Origin of the sequence: Paenibacillus sp. cl141a (assembly GCF_900109305.1) — a bacterium.
Lineage (GTDB): Bacteria > Bacillota > Bacilli > Paenibacillales > Paenibacillaceae > Paenibacillus_AQ > Paenibacillus_AQ lautus_A.
In genome coordinates, this window is sequence record NZ_FNZO01000003.1 from 332,172 (window position 1) to 356,309 (window position 24,138).

General features: G+C 55.3%; 23 protein-coding genes and 1 riboswitch. Of the genes, 18 read left to right on the forward strand and 5 right to left on the reverse strand.

The genetic code is table 11. The features are described 5' to 3' along the window. The first annotated feature begins 181 nt into the window (after positions 1-181). A complete protein-coding gene (gene cysK, locus BMX45_RS11470; RefSeq protein ID WP_015737858.1) occupies positions 182-1,096 on the forward strand; it encodes a cysteine synthase A in 915 nt (304 codons plus the stop codon). Positions 1,097-1,113: 17 nt separating this feature from the next. Here cysK and BMX45_RS11475 read toward each other — a convergent pair whose 3' ends face one another. After that, positions 1,114-1,668, reverse strand: a complete 555-nt coding sequence (locus tag BMX45_RS11475) for a P-loop NTPase family protein (RefSeq protein ID WP_090909790.1) — start codon at positions 1,666-1,668, stop codon at positions 1,114-1,116. An 83-nt stretch (positions 1,669-1,751) separates the two neighbouring features. Continuing rightward, entirely contained in the window at positions 1,752-2,921 is a 1,170-nt protein-coding gene (locus BMX45_RS11480) for an epoxide hydrolase family protein (RefSeq protein ID WP_090909791.1), read from the reverse strand. Between the two features lie 191 nt (positions 2,922-3,112). On the opposite strand from BMX45_RS11480, the gene BMX45_RS11485 reads away from it, so the two are divergent. The 5 genes from BMX45_RS11485 to BMX45_RS11505 all read left to right on the forward strand — a co-directional run bounded on the left by BMX45_RS11485 (position 3,113) and on the right by BMX45_RS11505 (position 6,575). After that, positions 3,113-3,670 (forward strand): CGNR zinc finger domain-containing protein, encoded by a 558-nt coding sequence (locus BMX45_RS11485; protein ID WP_090909792.1) that lies wholly within the window; start codon positions 3,113-3,115, stop codon positions 3,668-3,670. A 262-nt stretch (positions 3,671-3,932) separates the two neighbouring features. Continuing rightward, complete coding sequence (locus BMX45_RS11490) at positions 3,933-4,364, forward strand: YciI family protein (protein ID WP_090909793.1); 432 nt, start codon at positions 3,933-3,935, stop codon at positions 4,362-4,364. Continuing rightward, positions 4,364-5,626: an RNA polymerase sigma factor gene (locus BMX45_RS11495; protein WP_090909794.1), complete on the forward strand. Its 1,263-nt coding sequence runs from the start codon at positions 4,364-4,366 to the stop codon at positions 5,624-5,626. Before BMX45_RS11490 ends, BMX45_RS11495 begins: the two co-directional genes overlap by 1 nt. Before the next feature lie 120 nt (positions 5,627-5,746). Next, a complete protein-coding gene (locus BMX45_RS11500; RefSeq protein ID WP_090909795.1) occupies positions 5,747-6,145 on the forward strand; it encodes a VOC family protein in 399 nt (132 codons plus the stop codon). Between the two features lie 88 nt (positions 6,146-6,233). Beyond that, entirely contained in the window at positions 6,234-6,575 is a 342-nt protein-coding gene (locus BMX45_RS11505; RefSeq protein ID WP_090909796.1) for a DUF1801 domain-containing protein, read from the forward strand. Between the two features lie 97 nt (positions 6,576-6,672). Here BMX45_RS11505 and BMX45_RS11510 read toward each other — a convergent pair whose 3' ends face one another. Then, positions 6,673-6,804, reverse strand: a complete 132-nt coding sequence (locus tag BMX45_RS11510; RefSeq protein WP_009590359.1) for a DUF4023 domain-containing protein — start codon at positions 6,802-6,804, stop codon at positions 6,673-6,675. A gap of 139 nt (positions 6,805-6,943) precedes the next feature. On the opposite strand from BMX45_RS11510, the gene BMX45_RS11515 reads away from it, so the two are divergent. Beyond that, entirely contained in the window at positions 6,944-7,402 is a 459-nt protein-coding gene (locus BMX45_RS11515; RefSeq protein WP_090909797.1) for a hypothetical protein, read from the forward strand. Between the two features lie 164 nt (positions 7,403-7,566). Here BMX45_RS11515 and BMX45_RS11520 read toward each other — a convergent pair whose 3' ends face one another. After that, positions 7,567-7,872 (reverse strand): antibiotic biosynthesis monooxygenase, encoded by a 306-nt coding sequence (locus tag BMX45_RS11520; RefSeq protein ID WP_009590367.1) that lies wholly within the window; start codon positions 7,870-7,872, stop codon positions 7,567-7,569. Between the two features lie 146 nt (positions 7,873-8,018). Beyond that, positions 8,019-9,248: a DUF418 domain-containing protein gene (locus tag BMX45_RS11525; protein WP_090909992.1), complete on the reverse strand. Its 1,230-nt coding sequence runs from the start codon at positions 9,246-9,248 to the stop codon at positions 8,019-8,021. Between the two features lie 141 nt (positions 9,249-9,389). Here BMX45_RS11525 and BMX45_RS11530 point away from each other — a divergent pair, with 141 nt between their 5' ends. The 11 genes from BMX45_RS11530 to BMX45_RS11580 all read left to right on the forward strand — a co-directional run bounded on the left by BMX45_RS11530 (position 9,390) and on the right by BMX45_RS11580 (position 23,847). Next, entirely contained in the window at positions 9,390-10,109 is a 720-nt protein-coding gene (locus BMX45_RS11530) for a response regulator transcription factor (protein ID WP_090909798.1), read from the forward strand. Next, complete coding sequence (locus BMX45_RS11535; protein WP_090909799.1) at positions 10,106-11,878, forward strand: sensor histidine kinase; 1,773 nt, start codon at positions 10,106-10,108, stop codon at positions 11,876-11,878. The genes BMX45_RS11530 and BMX45_RS11535 overlap by 4 nt, the downstream gene beginning before the upstream one ends. A 124-nt stretch (positions 11,879-12,002) precedes the next feature. Then, positions 12,003-13,247: an MFS transporter gene (locus BMX45_RS11540; RefSeq protein WP_090909800.1), complete on the forward strand. Its 1,245-nt coding sequence runs from the start codon at positions 12,003-12,005 to the stop codon at positions 13,245-13,247. A gap of 107 nt (positions 13,248-13,354) precedes the next feature. Beyond that, a complete protein-coding gene (locus BMX45_RS11545; protein ID WP_090909801.1) occupies positions 13,355-13,546 on the forward strand; it encodes a hypothetical protein in 192 nt (63 codons plus the stop codon). Between the two features lie 20 nt (positions 13,547-13,566). Next, entirely contained in the window at positions 13,567-13,911 is a 345-nt protein-coding gene (locus BMX45_RS11550) for an NAD(P)H-dependent oxidoreductase (protein ID WP_254778038.1), read from the forward strand. A 107-nt stretch (positions 13,912-14,018) separates the two neighbouring features. Continuing rightward, positions 14,019-14,120: riboswitch (purine riboswitch) on the forward strand. Positions 14,121-14,471: 351 nt separating this feature from the next. After that, on the forward strand, positions 14,472-16,274 hold the full coding sequence (gene ade / locus BMX45_RS11555) for an adenine deaminase (protein WP_090909802.1): 1,803 nt from the start codon (positions 14,472-14,474) through the stop codon (positions 16,272-16,274). Positions 16,275-16,562: 288 nt separating this feature from the next. Beyond that, positions 16,563-17,966 (forward strand): cytochrome ubiquinol oxidase subunit I, encoded by a 1,404-nt coding sequence (locus BMX45_RS11560; protein WP_090909803.1) that lies wholly within the window; start codon positions 16,563-16,565, stop codon positions 17,964-17,966. After that, positions 17,953-18,969, forward strand: coding sequence for a cytochrome d ubiquinol oxidase subunit II (cydB, locus tag BMX45_RS11565; RefSeq protein WP_090909804.1), 1,017 nt, complete (start codon positions 17,953-17,955; stop codon positions 18,967-18,969). The genes BMX45_RS11560 and cydB overlap by 14 nt, the downstream gene beginning before the upstream one ends. Beyond that, positions 18,969-20,849 (forward strand): thiol reductant ABC exporter subunit CydD, encoded by a 1,881-nt coding sequence (gene cydD, locus BMX45_RS11570; RefSeq protein WP_090909805.1) that lies wholly within the window; start codon positions 18,969-18,971, stop codon positions 20,847-20,849. The genes cydB and cydD overlap by 1 nt, the downstream gene beginning before the upstream one ends. Next, positions 20,846-22,639 (forward strand): thiol reductant ABC exporter subunit CydC, encoded by a 1,794-nt coding sequence (gene cydC, locus BMX45_RS11575; RefSeq protein ID WP_090909806.1) that lies wholly within the window; start codon positions 20,846-20,848, stop codon positions 22,637-22,639. The genes cydD and cydC overlap by 4 nt, the downstream gene beginning before the upstream one ends. Positions 22,640-22,821: 182 nt before the next feature. After that, the gene (locus tag BMX45_RS11580) at positions 22,822-23,847 is read left to right on the forward strand and encodes a DUF2332 domain-containing protein (RefSeq protein WP_090909807.1); all 1,026 of its coding nucleotides are present in this window, start codon (positions 22,822-22,824) and stop codon (positions 23,845-23,847) included. Positions 23,848-24,138: the final 291 nt, after the last annotated feature.

Here is a 24,138-nt window from a genome sequence, read left to right on the forward strand (position 1 = left end):
TCAACTTCAAAGCATGTTCTTCCTGATATCGCAAGAAAAACTTCCTCTAAATGCGGTCTGTCATCTGTGAATGTACGTCGATCAACGTTTTTGTTATAATCCGAGTAAGCTTATTGTCTTTGTGAGTCATATGGTTTAACGCAGAATGACTTCACATATATAAAAGGAGAAGATCAACATCATGGAGATCTATAATAGTGTAGTTGATATGATCGGTCAGACGCCAATGGTGAAACTACGGCGGCTAGTGCCGGAAGGATCAGCCGACGTCTATGTAAAGCTTGAGAGATTCAATCCTTCCGGCAGCGTGAAGGACCGTGCGGCCTACAATCTGATTCATACCGCGGAGGAGCAGGGCCTGCTCCAACCGGGAGGCACCATTATCGAGCCGACGAGCGGGAATACCGGCATCGGCCTGGCGATGATTGCAGCCGCCAAGGGTTATCGGGCCATCTTGATTATGCCGGACAACATGTCCAAGGAACGAATTAATATCCTGAAGGCCTACGGTGCGGAGGTCGTGCTGACACCGAGCAGCGAACGCATGCCGGGCTCGATTGCCAAGGCGCTCGAGCTTAGGGAGCAGATTCCGGGCAGCTTCATTCCGCAGCAGTTCGAGAATGCGGCCAACCCGGACATTCACAGGGTGACGACAGCACCGGAAATAATGGAACAGATGGAAGGGCGGCTGGACGCCTTCGTGGCGACGGCGGGAACGGGAGGCACCGTAACCGGAACCGGGGAAGAGCTGAGGAAGTCTTTGCCGAACCTGCATATCGCGGTGGTCGAGCCGCAGGGCTCGCCCGTGCTCTCCGGCGGACAGCCGGGACCGCACAAGCTCGTGGGCACAAGCCCGGGCTTCGTACCAAAGATCCTGAATACAAGCGTATATGACGAGATTATCCAGATCGCCGACGAGGATGCATTGCAGACCGCTCGGAATTTGGCCCGCAAGGAAGGAATACTGGTAGGCCCATCCTCCGGCGCATCGGTATTCGCGGCCCTTCGCGTAGCGAAGCGGCTGGGGGAAGGGAAGCGGGTTGTCTGCATTGCCCCGGATACGGGAGAACGGTATCTCAGCATGGATATTTTCTAAGTGGGAAGGACCTCCGGTTAACCGGAGGTCCTTCCTTGGTGTTCTATGGAGGGCATCCGCTGCTTAAGCTCCTGCATGAGTTGTTCATGGCTCTTCACGACGACCACTTTGCCGGGATAATCCGCAAGCGTGTCCCGAATCTGATATCTGCCCTCCCGCTGATAGGAGGCGCTCCAATCGAACATTTTTTTGAGCATGTCCCAAGTAGGGGTATAGTGCGCTTGTTCAAGTCGCAGTCGTTGCTTGATGAACCTTGTGATGATCCGGTAGGTTATTGTAGAGTAAGACGGGTTCAGGAAAACGATAAGATCCGCATGGCGGAAGCTGGGGCTGACCCATTTCAGATGAGCGCCCTCGATGATCCAGCCATTCGTGTTCACGATGCTTAGCAATAGCGCGTCCCGATCCGCCTCACACCTCCTGATATCGTCCGGCTCGGCCCGCTCCCATACGACATTGTCGAGCTCATAATAAGGGAGATTAAACTGGGCGGACAGCTTCCGGGCAAGCGTTGTCTTGCCGCTGCCGACGGAGCCGATAATATGGATCCGGTTCGGGATCTTAGTGTTCATAAGAGGTCACCGCATTCATGAGAAATGGTAGTTAATCATTTCGGTACCGGAGCGGGGATGTCCTTGTTTCGTTAGTCGTAAAATTATAGTGCCTCCTGCGGCGTATCGCAAAGCTGCTTGAAGAATGCCGTGATTTGCTCGGCAATCCAGGAGGGTTGTTCCGCGGCAATGAAATGCCCGCCAGCATTCAGATCCTTCCAGTGGATCACATTCGGAAATATCCGCTCCACGAATGTCCGGGGCGGACGCTCGTTCCGCTGAGCGGTTAAGGTGACTCCGTGCGGTACAGGCGAAAACTCTTCGGGCCCCGGCCACCTCGTATGCTTGCCTTCATAATAATAACGGTTCGAGGCATTGATGCTCTGGGTCAGCCAGTAAATGGAGACGTTGGCCATGAGCTGCTCCTTGCTGAAATGCTGCAAGACGTTATCATCCTCGGGAGAGGTCCAGTAGTGCCATTTTTCCAGAATGAACGCGGCCAGCGCTACGGGCGAATCATGCAAACCATAGGCCGCGGTCTGTGGGCGTGTGCCCAGGATATGGGCGTAAGCGCCCTCCTCGCGTCCCCATTGCTTCTGATATTCGAGGAATGCAGTCTCCTCATCGGACAGCGAGGAAGACGAATCCACATAGGGACTTGGGTTCCCAGGCGAGGTGGTATGGTAGCCGATGAACCGGTCGGGATGGTCAAGACACATAAGTCCGAGGATGCTGGCACCGATATCGTAGCCATGCGCGCCGAATCGTTCATAACCAAGCCCTGTCATTAATTTCATGAGCAGTTCCCCGGCCTGACGGTCCTCAAAGCCCGGACGCAGAGGAATGCCGGAGAACCCATGGCCCGGGATAGACGGTATGACAACGTCAAAGGAAATTTCCGCACGCCCGCCGAATTGCCCAGGATTCATAAGATATGGGATAAGTTCCAGCATTTCATAGAAGGAGCTCGGCCAACCATGAGCAATAAGGAGCGGGACGGAGTGTTCTCCGCTGCCTTTGATATGTATAAAGTGAATATCGATTCCATCGATTTGGGCGATATAATTCGGATAAGCCTGAATGGAGCGCCGGAAGGCTCCCCAATCGAATTCATGCCTCCAGTAGGCGACCATGTCCTTCATGAAATCAAGGGGGATGCCATAATTCCAATTTCCGCCGGGGATTTCGTCAGGCCACCGGGTCATGTCCAGGCGCCGATATAAATCGTCGATGGCAGCGGACTCGATTTGAAAAGAAAACGGTTGGATATTCATTCGCTTCACCTCTTAGGAAGAATGGGAGTCTGGTATACTGATACCAGCAGACTTGCAGCAGAATAGATAAAAATGGAGCAGGGGTGCTTTCTTTTAATGTGATGACCATTAAAATATTATAAACGGTTAGCTAACCGATAAATACACTTTACTGGTTTGTTGTAGGGAAATCAATAGGAGGTTTGTTTGTTGTGGGAAATGAATTTGAGCAGCTCGAAATCATCGCCGATTTTATCAACACCCATGATAAACGGATGCGGTATGAGGGGGATCCGGGTTTGGAGCTGCTTTCTACCGCGGACGATCTGCGTACATGGCTGTTAAAAAACGGCTTTATTCTGAAACAGGACGCCGTATCCGAAGAGGATCTGGCTTTGGCCCGCGATCTGCGGGGCGGCTTAAGGGCAGCCATTCCGAATAATATACATGACCACAAGGAAGCCGGCTTCCAAGCGTTAAACCGTGCAGCCGGCCGATTCCGGTTCGCCTATTGCTTCAGTGAAGCCTCTGACGCCATTGAGCCAGTGGATGCACAAGGAAGAGGGGGCTTGGCCCGACTGCTGATTCTGGTATTCCGGCTTCGTGAGAACAACGTGTGGAACAGATTGAGAGTGTGCACAGCCGCGGATTGCCAGTGGATATTTGTTGACCGCTCCAGGCCGGGAACGGGCAAGTGGTGCTCAATGAAGGCCTGCGGCAATCGGGCAAAAAATAAGACGTATCGGGAGCGGGCTAAGTCCATGGGATGAACTGCCTGCCATAGGAACGGGCTTGGATAAGGATAATCGCCCCTCCATCGACCAATCAAGCGTTCGTCTTGATTGGTCTTTTTTTCGTGGAGCCGAATGTTTTTCAACAGGAATACACGGTCCAATAACGAAATGGTTGTTACTTATTATTTTTTTATTGAAAAAAGTGAAGCGTTTGTCGATTAGGGGAAACTCTATTCGTTGGTTAAGCATAGGACGAAAAATTTAAGCGAAAGCAACGATAACCAGGAGGGGAAGAAACATGAGATTTATGATGATCGTGAAAGCAACTGAGGATTCCGAGGCAGGCGTGCTGCCAAGCGCAGAGCAATTGGATGCCATGATGAGGTACAACATGGAGCTGGCCAGGGCGGGCGTGCTGCTTGCTGCGGATGGGCTTCACCCAAGCTCGGGCGCCATCCGGATTTCTTATCCGGAGCCGGGAGGCAAGCCGAAAATCACCGATGGTCCCTTTACGGAAGCGAAGGAGCTGATCGCGGGGTATACCTTGATCGAAGTGAAAACGAGGGAAGAGGCGATCGAGTGGGCCAAACGCATGCCTGATCCGCACGGCTTCGGCGCGGGGCAGATCGAGCTCCGTCAGGTATTCGAACCGACAGAGCTGTCGCAGGACCCGGAAGCGCAGGCCAAGCAATATGAAATGCGCGAACACATCCAAAGGCAGAATCCATAATGTCGGCGGCTGATACCCATCGTACGATCGAGGCCATCTGGAGAATCGAATCTTCCAAAATCATTGCCTACCTGACCCGGATGGTCCGTGACATCGGCCTCGCCGAGGATCTGGCTCAGGATGCGCTCATTACAGCGCTGGAACGGTGGCCGAATGACGGAATACCGGATAACCCCGGCGGATGGCTTATGACCGCGGCAAAGCGCAAAGCGCTGGACTTGCTGCGCCGGAATAAGGTGCGCGATCGGAAGTATGAGCTGTTGGGACGCGAAATGGATGCCCGAATGGATTCGGAAATGGAGGTGCCGGAGACGGGAGAAGTGAACGACGATCTTCTGCGGCTGATCTTTATGACCTGCCACCCGGTTCTGTCCCCCGAGGCGCGCGTAGCCCTGACGCTGCGTCTGCTCGGCGGGTTGACGACAGCGGAGATCGCCCGCGCTTATCTTGTGCCGGAACCGACGATCGCGCAGCGAATCGTTCGTGCCAAACGGACGCTGTCCGCGACCCGGGTTGCATTCGAGATTCCCCAGGGAACCGAACTGAAGCCGCGATTAGCATCAGTCCTCGAGGTGATCTACCTTATGTTTAATGAGGGATACGCCGCTTCATCGGGCAGCCAGTGGATTCGCCCGCTGCTGTGCCAGGAAGCGCTTCGGATCGGACGGGTGGTTGCGGAGATCGCGCCGACGGAGGCCGAGGTGCACGGATTGGTCGCGTTGATGGAATTTCAGTCCTCCCGGTTCAAGTCACGGGTCAATGCGCAGGGCGAGCCTGTACTGCTCATGGATCAGAATCGGGCATTATGGGATTATTTATTGATCCGGCGGGGGTTTGCCGCTCTGGAGCGAATCGAGCAGTTGGGCGGAATGACTGGGCCTTACGCTATTCAGGCAGCCATCTCCGCATGCCATGCCGGAGCGCCCAGTGCCGCAGAGACCGACTGGATTCGGATCTCCGCGCTGTATGAGGCATTGGCGCAGGTGTCTCCCTCGCCGATCGTGGAATTGAACCGGGCCGTGGCCCTTTCCATGGCTTTCGGCCCGGAGATCGGCCTTGAGATCGTGGACATTTTGCGAAGCGAGCCTGCCTTGAAGGGGTATCATCTTCTCCCTAGCGTGAGGGGTGACATGCTCTTTAAGCTGGGTCGCCTGGACGAAGCCTGCGCGGAGTTCAAGCTGGCCGCATCGCTGACGGATAATCAGAGGGAGCGGGCACTGCTCCTTGACCGCGCGGCAGAATGCCTGCGAGCGGCCCCTTGAGATACGCTTTGCAGGATTTTTTTAAAAAATCCGAAAAAATATGAAAGTCGTGTCGATTACGTCAAATCTCGTTCGTCATTTAGATATAAAACAAAAAATCGAACCGAGAGGAAGATGAACATGCAAGCACGAATGGTACCTTTTATTATTTCCGAGGATGCAAGAGGCCAGGCCGAATTCTACATGCAGGCGATTGGCGGAGAGATCGGTGTATTGACTACATTCAAAGACATGCCGGGAATACCGGAAGCCCATCAGGATAAAGTCATGCATATGTCGTTGACGCTGGCCGGCGGCAATCAGCTGATCCTCACCGACGCTTTTCAAGAAACCGGCAAGAGCACGAGCATGGGGCTGGCCATCACGTTCGATCACGAGGAAGAGGCCCGCGCTGCTTATCGCCATCTTAGCGATGGGGGGACCGAGAAGTATCCTTTTGCCCTGCAGCCTTGGGGAGCCTATTACGGCGAAGTGGTAGACCGGTACGGCATGACTTGGCAGATGGTTCATCAGGCCTGAGCCTAGAGCTGCCGGAAGCAGCAATCCGGAATTGAAATCCATTTACATTTGAAAAATACCATACTACGATACAGAAGGAGCCAATAAGATGAATCAAGAGGTAACGGATTACATGGCAGCCATCAGCGATACCTGGAAGGTCGAAGTCAGCGAGCGGCTTCGGGAGCTCGTGCACAATACGATCCCGGACGTCGAGGAACGGCTTCAATATAAAAAACCGCATTTTCTGAAAAACGGAAAATACGCGGCGGTAATCAGCGTCGCGAAGAGCGCCGTGAGTTTTACGATTTTCAATGCGGAAGGGCTGGAATGGCCCGATACGCTGTTCGAGGGGCCGCCTGAGCGAAAGACCATCAAAATATCGGCCGGGCAGCAGGTCGACTACGCAGCGCTGGCTTCTTTGCTGAAGCAGGCATCCGAAGGCCTGTAATCCATATGTAGTAGGGATTGCGACACGGGTAACAGTACCATGGGAGCTCCCCGGCATCTATAGCCGCGATCCTAGGAGGATCGCGGTAAACGTCATTCTATTTCTTGGTGCCGTGCTGTTTGGTTGGCAGCTTGTCGCTTGGCGTTCCTTTGCCGTGATTCTCTTTGTTGCGACGGGCTTTCTCCGCGTTCTCGTTCATTTTTTCCACGAAATCATGCGTGCTTTCCATAGGATATAGACTCCTTTCGTTTAGAATGTGGCTTGCCTGATCGTGCTTAATATAACCATTTCGTTGTGATCCTATTTGAAGATTTTGAAGACTTGGAACGGGCAGGGGTTGTGAGATTTTCGTATTGGGGGGATGAGGGATGTCCAGTAAACTCGTGTTGATCATGGTGGGAATGCTCGTTGTTTTGGGTATCGCCGGCTGCAGCGGAATTAACGAGGATAGCGGATCTGCGGACCAACGATTGTATTCGGTTAAGAAACTGATGAAGCTGGACGCAGCGAAGGTAAAAGCCATTCAAGTCGTGTATGGGGATGGCACGCGGATGGTGCTCGACCAGGAACAGGACATTGAGCCGATCATGAAACGGGTGGATACCCTTCAAGCCAAACGGATGGCGGGTAACGAGGAATCGGGGTTTCTGTTCTTTATGGATGTCGTGCAGGGCGAGCAGCAGATTCGCGTGGCGAGCGAGTTTCAGGTGGATGGGGAGTCGTATATATTGACAGGCCCGGAGCTGCCCGAACTGAACGCGTACATGGTGGAGCTGGGACGCTCCCATAACCCCGAATTGCTGCCGGGATTAACGTTTAACGAATAACTTCCCCGTGGGGAGCTTTGCAGCGAATCCGTCAGCATGCAAAAATGGTTGCCACACGGTCAATTATACGCAAAAAAGATCCAGCCGGGCCAATACCCGGGCTGCATCTTGTTCGCAGGAGTCTAAAGACAGCCTGAATCCGGTTGCCGGATTCAATGTCTCGCTTACTTCTTATGACTGATCAGCAGCTCGTATTTGTTCAAGGATGCACCCAAAATATTCTCGTTGCGGCCCTGACCGTGGGATTGCCGGAACGATTCGCTGGAAGTCCAGCGCTTGAACGCCTCCTCGTCTTCCCATACCGTAGAGACCTTCAGCTCCTCGGCCTCTGCGCCTTCCTTGGCTTCATGCCATACTTCCATCCGCACGAATCCTTCAATCTCCTGAACGCCCTTCGCTTCAGCGAACCGCTGCGCGATTTCTTGTCCGAAGCCCGGCTTGACCTTGATCGAGTTTGTAACAACCAGCATATACGTAATCCTCCTTCGGTTTATGAGCGGAATAATTCCCGAAATGTCTTGCTCGTTCTTGTACGTCCATTATACATGAACGAAAGAACCGATTTCATCTAAGGGGACCGGGATAACCCTGGTTTCATGCCCGAGAGAAGGAAAACTCAGGTCGCGGGGGGACCTTCAGCCGGGAGCTCTGCCGCAGGTACGGCGGAAGCCGGGGCTGCCGCTTTAGGTTTTGCCCTTCCGCTCCACGACCAGTAGGTGCCTATACGGAGCAGCCGTTCAACCGGTCCGCTGCGGAACCGTTTCAACCAGAGCAGGCTGGCCGTTGCCAGCACGGCATAGATGAGGATCGCCAGCAGCGCTCCCTGCAGCACGCCGAGTTTGCCGAACATGCCGAATCCGAAGCCGTAAAATATTAATACGCACACCACGCTTTGCGTCAGATAGTTCGTTAACGACATTCGCCCCACCGCTTCAAACGCCCGGATCACCACCGATTGTTTGGACGAGAAGGCGTATAAGGATGCGAACAGGTGGAGATACCCCAGTGCGAGCAGGGGGCCGCCGAGCATCATCAGGACGCCGCTCCAGTTGTTCGTGGATTCTAGCATAACGCCTGCGGTTTTCAGCCCAAGCCCGACCGGAATGAGCAGCGACCATCTTAAATACAGCTTGATCTCCATGGACGGATGGAGGAAGCGCCCGCGTTTCGCGGCGACCATGCCGAACAGGAACATCGGCGCGCTCATCAGCGGGGCAATCAGGATCACCAGCAGCATCAGCCAGTCCGGGAGGTCGATGGGCATTTCCTCGGTTGATCGGAAGTTTAGGATCTCGCCATACGTGCCGCTCCCGTAGACTTCGATGGACTGCTTCACATAGTTCTCCATGCGCTCCGCTCCGCCTGCCGCAGGCTCCATGGAGCCGTACCCGAAGACGGCCATCAGCGCGAGCAAGAGAATGCCCCAGATCAAAATCGTTTTGGCCTTCCGTTTCACAAACAGCACCAGGAAGAGGCCGATCCCCCCATAGAACAGCAGAATATCGCCTTCCCAGACGAATATGGAATGCAGCAGGCCGAGTACGATCAGAAGAACCGACCTGCGGAAGAAGCTACGTCCGTATTTAAGCCCCTTGCCGATCAGGCTTTCCCGCATCTTGATCATGCTGTAGCCGAACAGGAACGTAAAGATAGGCATGAAGCTGCCCTCTACGAACACCTTGAGCATGTCGTGGCTGATCAGGTCCAGCGTGGAAGGCTGGAAGAAATGCAGCTCGTCTTTGCCGAACATGCCGTACTGGAAAATAAGCATATTGGCCATCAGGATGCCGAGCAAGCTCAAGCCGCGAATCGCATCCACGGCGGTCGAACGTTTATTTGAATTCATGTCAATCACCTCTGACACCAAGTATAAAGCTCCAAACGAAATAACTCGGAAACGGCATCCTAACTTTTTCTTAACACTTCCAGCATTTGTTTAACTCCTGTTAAGGTTGCTGTGCTAGCATAAATGTCGGGTGAGGATAAAATGGATCAAACGCGAATTTTAATCGTAGACGACGAACCTTCCATTGTGAAAATGCTGCAGATGGTGCTGCGCAAGGAAGGCTTTAACCGAATATACACGGCTTCCAGCTGCAAGGAAGCGCTCAGCGAAATCGCAACGCACGGAGCGGATATCGTGCTGCTGGATGTCATGCTGCCGGACGGCACGGGATTTGATCTCTGTCCGCAGATCCGTTCCTATGGCAGCCCGCACATCCTGTTCCTGACGGCTAAGGCGTCGGATCTGGATGTGCTGACCGGCTTTGCGATGGGCGGTGACGATTATGTCACCAAGCCCTTTAATCCGCTGGAGATCGCTGCAAGGATCAAGGCGCGTCTGCGCCGGGGCGGCTTTGGGCCGGCCGCCGCGGCAGAACAGCCGGCGATTCAGCGCGCATGGGATTTCGGCCGGTTCAAGGTCGACGAATCCGCAGGCGAGCTGACGGTGCTGGGAGAGCCCGTGCCTTGTCCGGCGCAGGTCTTTCAGCTGCTGCTGTATTTTTGCAAGCATCCCGGGGTCGTATTCTCCAAGTCGCAGCTGTACGAAGCGGTGTGGGGCATCGACGGCATGGGCGAGGACAACACCGTCATGGTGCATATCCGCCGCATCCGCGAGCGCATCGAGGAGGACCCGAGCAACCCGCAGTATCTGCTGACGGTCCGGGGGCTTGGGTACAAGCTGGTCAAGGAGAAAGCGCGATGAGGCTGCGCAGAAGGCTCGCCTTCCATTTTACATACCAATTAATTGCTTTCTCGGCGTTTATGTTTTGCTTTCTGATTGTGCTCTTATTCTTCTTGATCAAACATGTCAGCGACGATGAGATCAAGCGCAACTTTCCGACAGGCGTCTTGAACAGCATCGTGACGGAGACGGTAACGGAGAATGGCGAGGTGCAGCTGGAGGAATATTGGAAGCTTCTGCTTCAGGAGAAGGATATGTGGCTTCAAGTGGTGGATATGGAGGGAAACGTGATTCACTCCACGAACACGGCTTCGGATGTTCCGTCAACGTACTCGGTAAGCACCTTGCTTGAGATCAAGGAGAAACGCCGCCTCGGCGAGTATACGATGGATTGGCAGATGGATCTGACCTATGAGGAGCCGCTATTGTTTCTGATCGGACGCATCGATGAGAGCTCGGATCATCTTCGGGAATGGGTTGCCCGTTATCAGGACGGCGGCAGGGTGAGGCCGGAGGATGAGGCTCCGCTTCGCCGCGATTTAGCCGGTCTGGGTGGATATTTGCATGTCATTGACCGGGAGGGCCGCGTTGTCCAAGCGATTGGGGCGGGTTCCGACAACAAGGTAAGCTACCATCCGCTGGAGATCATCACCATGCAGGAGCAGCCGGGCACGTATTCCACGCATATCGCGGTCTACCGCGATGCGGCCAGCGGCAACACCTGGGTGTATCATACGCCGCAGGATGGGGTGCTGGAGAAGCGGCCGATGATGAACGAGCTGATTCGCGTGGCGTTGTGGACGATGATCTGCGTGCTTGTGCTGTCGCTTGGAGTGGCGATATGGCATGGATACCGGTACAGCCGTCCGCTGCTGCTGTTTACCGGATGGTTCGAGCGGATGGGCAGCGGAGCTTATGAGGAAGTGCTGACGCCGAAGGACCGGAAGCGGGTCTTCCGCAAGAGCGGAAAGCTTCGCATGCGCTACAAGCTGTACAAAGAAGTCATCCATTCCTTTTATAAAATGGCGGAGCAGCTGGCCGAAACCGAACGGGAACGGGAGCGGCTCGACCGGAATCGGGAAGAATGGATGTCCGGGATATCGCATGACCTGCGCACGCCGTTATCCTCCATTCAGGGCTACGGTTATATGCTGGAGAGCGCGCCGCAGGATTGGAGCCAGGAAGAATTGCGTGAGATGGGAACCGTGATCCGGGAGAAAGGCGCCTACATGCTGGAGCTGATCAATGACTTCTCGCTCGTCTTCCGTCTGAGAAGCGAAATCCGTCCGCAAGAGCTGATTCGGCTTGACCTGAACGAGCTGGTGCGCCGCTGCGTGCTGAAATACGTCAACGATGCCACGCTGGATGCCAATTTCAACTATATCGGCGGTGAAGAGGAGCTGCTCATCGACGGCAATGCCAAGTGGCTGCAGCGGTTAATGGATAACCTGATCACGAATGCCGTGAAGCATAATCCGGATGGGGTAAACGTTGAGGTCCGGGTAGAGAGGCGTCCCCGCGGCGCGGCGATCGTGGTTGCGGATCAAGGCGTGGGAATGGACGAGGAAACCCGCTGCAACCTGTTCGAGCGTTACTACCGGGGAACGAATACCGAAGAGAGCATGGACGGCTCGGGTCTCGGGATGAGCATTGCGAAAGCGATTGTCGAGGCGCATCGGGGCCGGGTAAGCGTATGGTCGGAAGTGGGCAGGGGAACCACCATTACCGTTCTTTTGCCTGAGGCTGCGGCGCAAGAAGATGAGGGGCCGAATTCGCGCGGGAAGGTGTAGCCCTGGGCTTGGATCGACATATTCCGAATCGCTTCAAAAATCCTGCAACTTTCCTATCCTGCTTCTGCCCCGGGTGCGCTATAATGACTAGGCAACGAATTATACTTCATGTCCGGAGGATATTATGGGTTCAACTTCGTTTCGGCAATTGACCGGCAATGCGCGGGGCTGTCTCGTCTACGAGCCGCTGTTTCTAATCCCTTACAGCATGTTCACGACGTACACCTCCATCTACATGTACCAACTGGGGGTAACCGAGACGGGGATCGGCTGGATTACCTCGATCGGTCTGCTTGTGCAGGTGCTGTCCTCGTTTCTCAGCGGGTATTTAACGGACCGTTTGGGCCGAAAAAAAGCGCTCCTTTACTTCGATGTGCTGAGCTGGAGCGTGGCCACGCTGCTCTGGGCGGTCTCCCAGAACTTCTGGTTTTTTGTGATCGCCGCCGTCATCAACGGCTTTCAGAAGGTGCCGCATACCGCCTTTTACTGTTTGCTGGTGGAGGATACGGCGCCGAAGGAGCGTACCTATGTCTTTACGCTACTGCAGCTGATTAGCGTCGTCGGCGGATTGTTTGCACCGCTCGGCGGGCTGCTGGTGTATCATTTCTCGCTGGTGCCCGGAGTGCGCATCATGTTCGTCCTTGCCTGTATCCTGATGACGATCCAGTTCATTGGGCGCCATTATGCGACAAGGGAGACGGAGATCGGGTACCGCAAAATGAAGGAAACGAAGGCGATGGGCCTGCGGGAAGGGATGTCCGACTATGTCCAGGTGATGAAGAGCATGCTGGGCAATCCGCTGCTGATGATGATCTTCGGCGTTTATATCCTGTTTAATTTTCAGATGACGGTGAAGACAACCTACGTCTCCATCTTCATGGTGGAATATTTGCATTTGGGCAGCGGCCTGATCTCCGTTTTTCCAGCCTTCTCCTCCGTCATTATGCTGATTTTCATGCGGTGGATCATGCCCCGGATCGGGGAGCGGCACGTGCACCGGACGATGGTATGGGGCTTTGTCATCTCGGTATTGTCCAATGTCATGCTGGTGTTTGCACCGCAAGGAGATCTGCTGGTACTGAGCCTGAGCACCGTCATTGCCGCATTCGGCACGATGATGACGTATCCGTATCTGGAGACGGCGGTGGCCAATGCCATCGACGACGAGAACCGCGCCAAAATATTCGCGCTGCTCCAGGTGCTCATCCTCATCGTCATTTCGCCTTCCGGCATCATTGGCGGCTGGGCGTACGGCATCGATCCGAGAATTCCGTTCCTGCTTGTGGCCGGCGCATTTGTCATCAGCATTCCGCTCATGCTGCTGTACAGCAACAAGATAAAGGCCGCTCCCATCGAAGCGGGGATTTAGCTTGGACAGGAGGGCCGAGCCCAAGACTGGCATGCGATTTTAGCGATATATACGAAACGTAAAGAGTACGTACGAAGAGAGGCACCCTAAGTTTTGGGTGCCTTTTTTTGCCTCTTATTGGACGCCAACCCCTTGATGCTTTGGAGGATCTGCTCGAGCAAGCGGTGCTGCAGCGGGATATTCCGCTGCAGAAGACGCGGTTAACCGCCGTGCTGATCATCGGTGCATTCAGTCAGCTTGCGATATCCACGATGCAGGGGAGCTGGAAGAACCGCTGTCGCCGCTGGCACCTGAAGTGACGGGCATTTATTAAGTGTTTTTGTATCCGAATTGGTGGGGCGGCATGCCGGCACTGCTCAAAGGGTTCATCGATAGGGTTTTTCTGCCGGGATTCGCCTTTAAGTACCGCCGGAACTCGCCTTTGCCGGAGCAGCTGCTCAAAGGGAAGACGGCTCGTCTGATCGTCACGATGGATTCGCCGTACGTCTACTACCGGTTCTATCTCGGACAGCCGGGACATCAGATGATGAAGCATTCCATTCTGAAGTTCTGCGGCGTGGGCACCGTCCGTGCCACGAACATTACCCAGCTTCGCAAAATGCCCGATACCGCAAGAAACCAATGGCTCGAGCGTGTGCGGAGAATGGGACGGAAATTGGCGTGATCGGGTAATAGGGGCGATGTGCAGTTCCTTCCAATGGCTTGACTTCTCGGGCAGGAGGATTATAATTCTTACAACAAATGAAACGACCAAAGAATTGAATGGGTCATGTGTTCAAAATCAAATCTTGATGTATATGCCGGGGAATAGGGCCCAGGCGTTTCTACCAGGTTACCGTAAATGACTTGACTACATGAAGGTTGAGAATCCGCTCCCCAAGTCCGGCTTCGCTTAAACATCGAAGCCGGGCTGCAAGATCGCCTGAAATGGGATCTAAGCACGTTTTAACGGATGGGGTGATGTGCAGACTATTAGCAATGCATGGCTGCCGTGCGTGACTTCTCTTCCTCAATGGATATAGTTGCAGGCAACCCGGGCAGATACGCTGTCCGGGTTGTTTGGCGTGTTACGCAAGATCGATTTTGTGCTTTTACCGGTTCATTATAAGAAAAACGTCTATCGACGACCGAAGTAAGAAGAAGTTTTTATTGCGATATCAGGAAGTCGCAAGCTTCAAAGTAGATACTTTCTGATATCTAAAAAAAGGGGAGCGTGCAATCATCATGAGTTCAATCCAGAGACAGAAACGATACGAGGTCAGCCAGCAGCTGGGGAAGGTTGCCATGGGACAAGAGCCAGCGGATCTGGTCATCAAAAACGGCACGCTGGTCAATGTGTTTACGGGCGAGCTTCAGGAACGGATAGACGTGGCGATGGCGTGCGGGCGCATCGCTTATATCGGCAGCGCCGATCATACGATCGGAGAGGGGACGCAGGTGATCGAAGCGAATGGGCGCTTCATCTCGCCGGGTCTGCTGGACGGCCATATGCATGTGGAGAGCACGATGCTGACCGTAACGGAGTTTGCCAAAGCGGCCATCGTTACGGGAACGACCGGGGTTTATATGGATCCCCATGAGATCGCCAACGTATTCGGCATGGAGGGCGTGCGCTGGATGCACGAGGAAGGGCAGCAGCTGCCCATGAAGGTGTTCACCACCATTCCTTCCTGCGTACCGGCGACGTTCGATCTGGAGGATGCCGGGGCGCAGCTGGGGGTAGCCGACATCGAGGAAGGGCTGACTTGGCCCGGCGTCGCCGGGCTTGGCGAAGTGATGAACTTCCCGGGCGTCGTATACGGCGATCCGACCATGAGCGGAGAGATCGAAGCCACGCTGCGTGCGGGCAAGACGGTGACGGGGCATTTTCCGGCCGAGGATGACCGGATGCTACAAGCCTATCTGGCAACCGGCGTCAGCTCCGATCATGAGACGGTAACGAGAGAGCAGGCTTTGGAAAAGGTTCGCCTCGGTATGCATCTGATGATCCGCGAAGGTTCGGCTTGGCAGGATGTGAAGGAAGTGATTAAGGTGGTAACGGAGGACAAGGTACGTACCGACAATATCTCCTTGGTCACGGATGATGTGTATCCGCAGACGCTGCTGCGGCTCGGCCATATGAACCATGTGGTCCGCCGCGCTATGGAGGAGGGCGTGGACCCGGTTACGGCGATCCAGATGGGCACGATCAACGTGGCTCGATATTTCGGCATGGACATGGAGCTCGGCAGCATTTCACCGGGCAAAACGGCTGATATTTTGCTCATTGACGATCTGAAGAGCATGGTGCCTTCGGTGGTGATCACGGATGGCGAAGTGGTCGCGGAGAACGGCCGTCTCGTGAAGGCATTCCCGGCGTTTTCGTATCCGGAAAAAGCCTTTCAATCGGTTCGGCTGCAGCGTTCGCTTACCGCCGGCGACTTTCTGCTGCGCAGCAAGTTCGATGCGGCACGTACGGAAGTGAACGTGGTGCGCGTCATCGAGAACAGTGCCCGTACCGCCAAAATGACCGCGGTGCTCGCGGTTGAGCAGGGCGTCATCCAGCCGGACCTGGGCCAGGACGTGGTTCAGCTGGCATGCATCGAGCGCCACGGCGCAACCGGGCAAATCTCGCTCGGCTTTGCGAGTGGCTTCGGACTTCAGTCAGGCGCGGTTGCTTCCACGGTGGCGCACGATAGCCACAACCTGCTCGTGATGGGCACGAACGCCGAGGATATGGCGCTTGCGGCGAACGAACTGGCAGCATGCGGAGGCGGCATGATCGTGGTACAGAACGGCCAGGTGCTGGCGAAAGTGGCAATGCCGATTGCGGGCTTGCTGGCGGACCGTCCGGTCGAGGTCGTGGCCGAGGAAGTCGCTGCCCTGGAGGAAGCCTGGAAACAGCTCGGCTGCTCGATCCACGCGCCGTTCATGACGTTCTCGCTCATTGCGCTTCCGGTCATTCCGGAGATCCGCATTACCAATCGCGGGATCGCGGATGTGACGGAATTCAAGCTCATCGAGACGGAGATCGGCGCGGTTCAATAAGGGTGGCACATACATTAAAGCAGGCTGGCCTACATGGCTGACCTGCTTTTTTAGTGCGTAAATACTGAGTTTAGCCTGTGAGTGGATGCCGCAAGCCACGCTTCTATGGATAATCCTCACATAATCCATTGCCTACTTAGTGATTTCCGTCACAAATTGATAACTTTTTCACCTATTTCGGTCTTTATATTGTGATGTTTATCACAATCCATAAGAGCGCGGTCTGCGACAATACAAAAAGAATCAAATTTGAAGTGATCACGTGAGCTAAAGGAAGGGGTATCTTTTATGGATCCGGTTATGCTGGCGCGAATTCAATTCGCATCGACAACCATTTTTCACTTTATTTTCGTACCGTTATCCATCGGATTGGCGTTTCTGATCGCCATCATGGAGACGATGTATGTTGTCAAGGGCCAGGAAGTCTACAAGAAAATGGCCAAGTTCTGGGGAAAGCTGTTCCTGATCAACTTTGCGGTGGGGGTGGTGACAGGGATTCTGCAGGAATTCCAGTTCGGGATGAACTGGTCGGATTACTCGCGCTTTGTCGGGGACGTGTTCGGCGCACCGCTTGCGATCGAAGCCCTGCTGGCGTTTTTCCTAGAGTCGACGTTTATCGGGCTGTGGATATTCGGGTGGGACCGGTTATCCAAGAAGGTCCATCTGCTCAGCATCTGGCTGGTGTCCTTCGGCACTCTGATGTCCGCCTTCTGGATCCTGGCAGCGAACTCGTTCATGCAGCGTCCGGTCGGATTTGAGATCAACAATGGACGGGCGGAGATGAACGATTTCTTCGCGCTGATCACGAACGGTCAGCTGCTGGTGGAATTCCCGCACACGATCTTCGGGGCGCTGGCAACCGGGGCTTTCCTGGTAGCGGGGGTAAGCGCGTATAAGCTGCTGAAGAAGCAGGATTGGGATTTCTTCAAAAAGTCATTCCACATCGCCATCGTGGTCGGTCTCATCACCTCCATTCTGGTTGCGGTATTCGGCCACCAGCAGGCGCAGTATCTGGTGGATACGCAGCCGATGAAGATGGCCGCCGCCGAGAGCTTGTGGGAAACGAGCGACGATCCCGCGCCTTGGACGGTCATCGCTGCCATCGATCCGGATAAGCAGGAGAACACGATGGAGTTCAAAATCCCGTATTTGCTCAGCTTTTTGTCCTACAGCAAATTTTCCGGCGAAGTCATCGGCATGAAGGAGCTGCAAGCCCAATATGAGCAGGAATACGGTCCTGGAGACTATATTCCGCCGGTCCGCACCACTTTCTGGAGCTTCCGGATTATGGTGGCTGCCGGCAGCGTCATGATTCTGCTGGGATTGTACGGAGCGTGGCTGATGCTGCGCAAAAAAGTCGAGAAGGCCGGCAAATGGTTCCTCAGACTGATGCTGTTTGGCATTTCCCTGCCGTTCATCGCCAACACATCGGGATGGATCATGACGGAGATCGGACGCCAGCCTTGGACGGTATTCGGGCTGATCACCACGGAGAACAGCGTTTCGCCGAACGTAAGCGCAGGCTCGATCCTGTTCTCGCTCATCATGTTTACCGCCATTTATGCGGTGCTGGCAGCCGTGATGGCCTATCTGTTCATCAAAGTCATTAAGAAAGGACCGTATGCGGCGGAGGAAGACGATCACCACGCAAGCGATCCGTTTAATAAGGAGGACTACAATGCTGTCTCTTAACGAACTGTGGTTTGTGCTCGTCGCCGTATTGTTTATCGGGTTCTTCTTCCTGGAGGGCTTCGATTTCGGAGTCGGGATGTCCACGCAGCTGCTGGCCAAGAACGATACCCAGCGCCGGGTGCTGATCAACTCGATCGGCCCGTTCTGGGACGCCAACGAGGTCTGGCTGCTGACGGCGGGCGGCGCGATGTTCGCGGCCTTCCCGAACTGGTATGCCACGCTGTTCAGCGGCTTCTACATCCCGCTTGTCTTTCTTCTGCTGGCCTTGATCGGGCGCGGCGTGGCATTTGAATTCCGCGGCAAGGTGGGCGATGTCCGCTGGAAACGGGTATGGGACGGAGCGATCTTCACCGGAAGCGTGCTTCCGCCATTCCTGCTCGGCGTTGTTTTTGCCTGCCTGATCCAGGGGCTCCCGATTAACGAAGAGATGCAGCTGCATGCCGGATTCTTCGATGTCGTGAATCTTTATACGGTGGTCGGCGGGTTGACGATGGTGATGCTCTGCCTGCTGCATGGCTTGATGTTCACGACGCTGCGCACGCTGGGGGATCTCCAGGAACGGGCGCGCCGCATGGCCCGGAGACTTCTGATTCCTGTTGCGGCCCTATTCGTGGCGTTCGGGGTGATGACGTATTTCATGACCGATATCTTCGAGAAGCGCGGCGTGGCGTTAACCGTCCTGCTGGTGCTGGCCCTGCTTGCATTCCTGCTGGGCGGATATTTCATGAACGTCAAGCGGGACGGCTGGGCTTTCGGGATGACCGGCGCGGTCATCGCACTCTTGGTAACGTCCGTATTCGTGGGCTTGTTCCCGCGCGTGATGGTCAGCTCCATCAACGCAGCATTTGACCTGACCGTTTATAATGCGGCCTCCGGACCGTATTCCCTCAAAATTATGACGATTGTGGCCGTATCGCTGCTGCCGTTTGTTTTGGGCTATCAAATTTGGAGTTACTTCGTTTTCCACAAACGGGTACATGAGAAGGAGCATCTGGAATACTGATGGGAAAAGATCTGCTGGGATACAAAGGCGCCAAGACGGTATTCTTCCTTGTCGCCGTATGTACCCTGGCACAGAGCATGGCCATCCTTCTGCAAGCCAAATGGCTGGCGGAAGCCGTATCCGCCCTGTTTGCGGGATCAACGCTGCAGGAGCAGGGGGAGATCATTGCCTTGTTCCTGCTTGCATTTCTGGCACGCCACGGGATCTCGGTCGTGCAGCAAGGAATCGCGCAGCGCTTTGCCGAGGAGACGGGCACGAGCCTGAGAAAGCAGCTGCTGGAGGAGCTGTTTCGGAACGGGCCGTCCTTTGTCCGGTCGAAAGGAACAGGCAATGTGGTTACGCTTGTGCTGGAGGGCATCGGCAAGTTCCGCAAATATGCGGAGCTGACCATACCTCGCATGATGGGGGCGGGCATTACCCCGGCGCTGGTATGGCTGTACGTTTTCATGACGGACCGGATCTCGGGCATTATTCTGCTGGTGACCATGCCGATCCTGATCGTGTTTCTCATCCTCGTGGGACTTGCCGCGAGAAAGCAGACCGAGCGGCAGCTGGATTCCTACCGGATGCTGTCCAATCATTTCGTGGATTCGCTGAGAGGGCTGACCACCCTGAAGTTTCTGGGACAGAGCCGCAAGCACGGCGCGAGCATACAGCAGGTCAGCGAAGGGTATCGTGCAGCTACCATGCGGACGCTGCGCGTGGCGTTTCTGTCCTCTTTTGCGCTGGATTTCTTTACGATGCTGTCCGTGGCATCGGTTGCGGTAAACCTGGGCCTGCGCCTCATTAACGGCAGCCTGGAGCTGCTGCCCGCGCTGCTTATCCTGATCCTGGCACCGGAGTATTTCCTGCCGGTGCGCATGGTCGGAGCGGACTTCCACGCCACGCTGGACGGCAAGCAGGCAGGGGAGGCGATGCGATCCATCATCCGGGAAGCCCGAAAGGGGCACACGAGCGGAAGCTCGGGTCCTGTTGCTGCGGAGGGTTCGGCTAACGACGCAGGTCTATTCGAGCCAACGGGAGTGCTTGAAGCCCCGGCGGCAGAAACGATGGGACGAACCTCAACAGGCCTAACATTTAAAATTCAAAATAATTTCTCGGGCCCCAGCCGCAGACCGCAGACAACATTCCGATGGGAAAAGGACAGCGTGCTGGAGCTCTCCGGTATCGGCCTCAGACATGAAGAACAAGGGCCGGCTTCATTGGAGGAGGTCACCTTCCGAATACCGGGACAACGCAAGATCGGCATCGTCGGGGAGAGCGGAGCCGGCAAATCCACGCTGATCGAGCTGTTAGGCGGCTTCATGGCGCCAACATCCGGAGCGATGGCGTTGAACGGCGTGAAGCTGGCAGAATCGAACCGAAGCGAGTGGCGGTCGGAGGTCACCTATATGCCGCAGCAGCCGTATTTGTTTGGGGCAACCTTGGAGGAGAACGTGCGCTTTTATGCGCCGGAGGCGTCCAGAGCTCAAGTGGAAGCGGCGGTGCAGGCGGCCGGTCTGTCGGAGCTGGTAAAAAGCTTGCCGGACGGCCTTGCGGAGATGATCGGCGGCGGCGGACGCGCTTTAAGCGGCGGCCAGGCACAACGCGTGGCTTTGGCCAGGGCGCTGCTCGGCGGCCGGCAGGTTCTGCTGTTGGATGAGCCGACGGCGCATCTGGATATTGAGACGGAATATGAGCTGAAGGAGACGATGCTGTCCCTTTTTCAAGACAAGTGGGTATTTCTGGCGACGCACAGGCTTCACTGGATGCAGGATATGGATTATATCATCGTTCTGCACCAGGGGCGCGTTGCGGAAACGGGAACCCATGAGGAGCTTATGGCACGACAGGGCGTCTATTATGGATTGATGACATCGCAGATGGAGGGGGTACAATGAAGCAGGAATCGTGGTTTCGACCCTATGTAACGGCAAATTTCTGGCGCTTTCTCCTCATTGTCTCACTGGGCGTGCTCACCATTATGTTTGCCGGGATGCTGATGTTCACATCGGGTTATTTGATCTCCAAATCCGCCCTGCGTCCGGAAAACATCCTGATGGTGTACGTGCCGACCGTAGGGGTTCGCACCTTCGGCATCGGACGTGCGGTGATCCATTACGTGGAGCGCCTGGTGGGGCATGATACGATTCTTCGCATCCTGTCTCGCATGAGGCTTCGGCTGTACCGTATTCTGGAACCGCAAGCCCTCCGTTTATCTTCCCGGTATCGCACCGGGGATCTGTTGGGGGTGCTTTCCGATGACATCGAGTATTTGCAGGATGTTTACATCCGAACGGTCTTCCCATCGATTGTTGCGCTTGTGTTATATGCCGGGGTCATTCTGGCCGTCGGTCTGTTTGATCCGGCATTCGCCCTTCTGCTCGCACTGTATATAGCGGTACTGGTTCTGGTGCTGCCGCTGATCTCGCTGCTGCTCACCAAACGGAAGAATCGGGAAGTGAAACAGGCCCGCAGCCACCTCTACCGGAAGCTGACCGACGCGGTGCTGGGCATTCATGAATGGTACGTCAGCGGCCGGCAGGCGGAATTCCTGACCGGTTATGAGGCGGATGAAGCCGAGGTGGACCGGACCGACCGCTCGCTTAAGCGCTGGTCGCGCTTCCGCGCCTTTATCGGTCAAGGTGTGGTTGCCGTGACGGTGGTATCGGTGCTGTATTGGTCGGGGAGGCAGTATGCGAATGGTGCCATCGACGTTACGCTGATCGCGGCTTTTGTGCTGGTTGTGTTCCCGTTAATGGATGCATTTCTGCCGGTGTCCGAAGCCGTTGAGCGGATTCCGCAGTACGGCCAATCGGTCGCAAGGCTTCGGGCGATTGAAAGCGCGGATGCCTCCGAAGAGCGGAACCTGCCGCAGATGCTGGATAAGGCAGAGATCGAATCCGTCATAAGCCGCGGCGTTCATGTGAAGGCGGACGGCGTCAGCTTCCGTTATGATCAGGGGGCAGACGGCCTATCGGGGCTGGAACCATCCGGCGTGGACAGGGAATCTTCTGCATTAACCGATGTGACGCTGGATATTGCTCCCGGCGCCAAGGTAGCCATCATCGGACGCTCCGGTGCCGGCAAATCCACCCTGCTGCAGCTGATCCAGGGCGTGCTGGCGCCATCCGGAGGAAGCCTTACCCTAGGCGGCGTGGAGTCAGTGCGTTTCGGCGATGAGATTTCTTCGGTCATTTCGGTATTGAACCAGAGTCCGCACTTGTTCGACACAACGCTTGCGAACAATATTCGGCTTGGCTCTCCGGACGCCACGGAGGCTGAAATCCGGGAAGCCGCCGCCATGGCACGGCTTGAATCGCTGGTAGCCTCCCTTCCGGAAGGACTTGGCACCCGCATGCAGGAAGCCGGACAGCGTTTCTCCGGAGGAGAGCGCCAGCGCGTGGCATTGGCCCGTATTCTGCTGCAGAAGACGCCTGTTGTCATTCTGGATGAGCCCACGGTCGGGCTGGATCCCATAACCGAGCGGGAACTGCTGTCCACCATATTCGCCAGCCTGCAGGACCGCACCTTGATTTGGGTGACGCATCATCTGGTCGGCGTGGAGCGCATGGATGAGATCCTTTTCATGGAAGACGGTCGAATCGTGATGCGGGGCACCCACGATGAGCTGATGGAGCGATATCCGCGGTATCGGAACTTGTACCGTTTGGATCGTCCGGCGGTATAGACAGCCGAGGCGATTTACCAGCAGAAGAACCGGCCTTTCAGGAGGCTGGTTCTTCTTTTTGTTGCCTTCTTTTTTCTTATAAGCCCGATAAAAGATCGGAATCCACGCGCATTCTGGAAAGATGTAACATTAGTCTTAAGCAGGATCAAGGGTTCATTACAACGTTAGGGGTGTGGTATAGGGTGGATTCGAAACGGTTGGTGAATGTATTTCGTCATTTTGCCGAGCGGGAATGTCCGGGTTCCAGCGTGTTTTATGAGTATTTGGCCTGGCATATTGCCGAAGATGAAGAGGTGCTGCAGGTCGCTGCCTTGGTTCCGTCCGGCCAGCCCGTGCCCAATATGCTGTTCGGTGCGGTTCAATACTTGCTGCTTCAGGGCGAGGGTCCGGAGCTGAGGGCGTATTACCCCGGCCTGGCGGAGCATCCGAAGGAGATGGCCTCCTGTTATCCCCATTTCCGGGCATTCGTACTGGAGTATGAAGCAGCCATTATCGGAATCCTGAAGCGCAAACGGGTACAGACGAACGAGGTCCGTCGCTGCGCGTACCTGTACCCGGTGTTCTGCTCCATCTATGACAAGGTCCGAAAGCTGCTTGCCCTGGTGGAGCTTGGAACGAGTGCCGGATTGCAGCTGCTGTGGGATCAATACAGTTATTCCTACGGAGACACGGCGAGTTACGGCCTTACGGAATCGAAGGTTCGCATTACATCGGAGATCAGGGGAGACCGCAAGCCGTTCCTGCTGGCCTCCAGTCCGCCGGTTGTTTACCGGATGGGGATCGATCTGCATGTGAATGACGTACGGAACCCGGAGCATTTCTTATGGCTGCGAGCTTTGATTTGGCCGGGCAATCACGATCGGGTGTCCATGCTGGAGCATGCGGCGAAGGCGTTGAAGCAGCAGTCAGACGTACGTTTCCGGGAGGGGGACGGGACGGAGCTGCTGCCTGACATCGTGAAGGAGATTCCGGATGAGGCCGTGATCTGCGTGTTTCATACGCATGTGGCCAACCAGATTCCGGAGGCTTCCAAGCAAAAATTGCTGCGGCATCTGAGCGAGATTGGAAGAAAGCGCGATATTGTGCATGTCTACAACAATATGCAGGATGAGGATCTGCATGCCGATTATATCCTCGGGGGCTTGCCGATCAAGTTTACGGCGGCACGCACGGATGGGCATGCGCGCTGGTTCGAGTGGCTGTTATAAGGCCGGGAGATGATGGATTCAGCCTGAATCAAGACGGCGAACGGAACGGTGACCACCGTCCGTTACAAGTCATATGCCCGTGAACGACCGTGAGCCCGGAAGGCAGCCAGCCGGCCGGGCTGAGACTTAGAGAATAACAGCCGCAGCCTTCATCGCGTATATTTTTTTATTGGGCAAGTCTGTGTCATAATAGGAGAGATGGAATATAAAGCGCTTTATGCTATGCGATTGAACCCGAGGATCGGGCTCTTCCATGGTGGAAGGGCTCTCGTTCAGGACATGGCAGCATTC

Excerpts from the sequence above, each read along its gene's own strand:
- BMX45_RS11560 (WP_090909803.1), top strand. The coding sequence starts at position 16,563 with ATGGATCCGGTTATGCTGGCGCGAATTCAATTCGCATCGACAACCATT.
- cydC (WP_090909806.1), top strand. The coding sequence starts at position 20,846 with ATGAAGCAGGAATCGTGGTTTCGACCCTATGTAACGGCAAATTTCTGG.
- BMX45_RS11525 (WP_090909992.1), bottom strand. The coding sequence starts at position 9,248 with ATGAATTCAAATAAACGTTCGACCGCCGTGGATGCGATTCGCGGCTTG.
- BMX45_RS11495 (WP_090909794.1), top strand. The coding sequence starts at position 4,364 with ATGTCGGCGGCTGATACCCATCGTACGATCGAGGCCATCTGGAGAATC.
- BMX45_RS11515 (WP_090909797.1), top strand. The coding sequence starts at position 6,944 with ATGTCCAGTAAACTCGTGTTGATCATGGTGGGAATGCTCGTTGTTTTG.
- ade (WP_090909802.1), top strand. The coding sequence starts at position 14,472 with ATGAGTTCAATCCAGAGACAGAAACGATACGAGGTCAGCCAGCAGCTG.
- BMX45_RS11520 (WP_009590367.1), bottom strand. The coding sequence starts at position 7,872 with ATGCTGGTTGTTACAAACTCGATCAAGGTCAAGCCGGGCTTCGGACAA.
- cysK (WP_015737858.1), top strand. The coding sequence starts at position 182 with ATGGAGATCTATAATAGTGTAGTTGATATGATCGGTCAGACGCCAATG.
- BMX45_RS11490 (WP_090909793.1), top strand. The coding sequence starts at position 3,933 with ATGAGATTTATGATGATCGTGAAAGCAACTGAGGATTCCGAGGCAGGC.
- BMX45_RS11535 (WP_090909799.1), top strand. The coding sequence starts at position 10,106 with ATGAGGCTGCGCAGAAGGCTCGCCTTCCATTTTACATACCAATTAATT.
- BMX45_RS11480 (WP_090909791.1), bottom strand. The coding sequence starts at position 2,921 with ATGAATATCCAACCGTTTTCTTTTCAAATCGAGTCCGCTGCCATCGAC.
- cydD (WP_090909805.1), top strand. The coding sequence starts at position 18,969 with ATGGGAAAAGATCTGCTGGGATACAAAGGCGCCAAGACGGTATTCTTC.
- BMX45_RS11540 (WP_090909800.1), top strand. The coding sequence starts at position 12,003 with ATGGGTTCAACTTCGTTTCGGCAATTGACCGGCAATGCGCGGGGCTGT.
- BMX45_RS11505 (WP_090909796.1), top strand. The coding sequence starts at position 6,234 with ATGAATCAAGAGGTAACGGATTACATGGCAGCCATCAGCGATACCTGG.
- BMX45_RS11475 (WP_090909790.1), bottom strand. The coding sequence starts at position 1,668 with ATGAACACTAAGATCCCGAACCGGATCCATATTATCGGCTCCGTCGGC.
- BMX45_RS11530 (WP_090909798.1), top strand. The coding sequence starts at position 9,390 with ATGGATCAAACGCGAATTTTAATCGTAGACGACGAACCTTCCATTGTG.
- BMX45_RS11500 (WP_090909795.1), top strand. The coding sequence starts at position 5,747 with ATGCAAGCACGAATGGTACCTTTTATTATTTCCGAGGATGCAAGAGGC.
- BMX45_RS11510 (WP_009590359.1), bottom strand. The coding sequence starts at position 6,804 with ATGGAAAGCACGCATGATTTCGTGGAAAAAATGAACGAGAACGCGGAG.
- cydB (WP_090909804.1), top strand. The coding sequence starts at position 17,953 with ATGCTGTCTCTTAACGAACTGTGGTTTGTGCTCGTCGCCGTATTGTTT.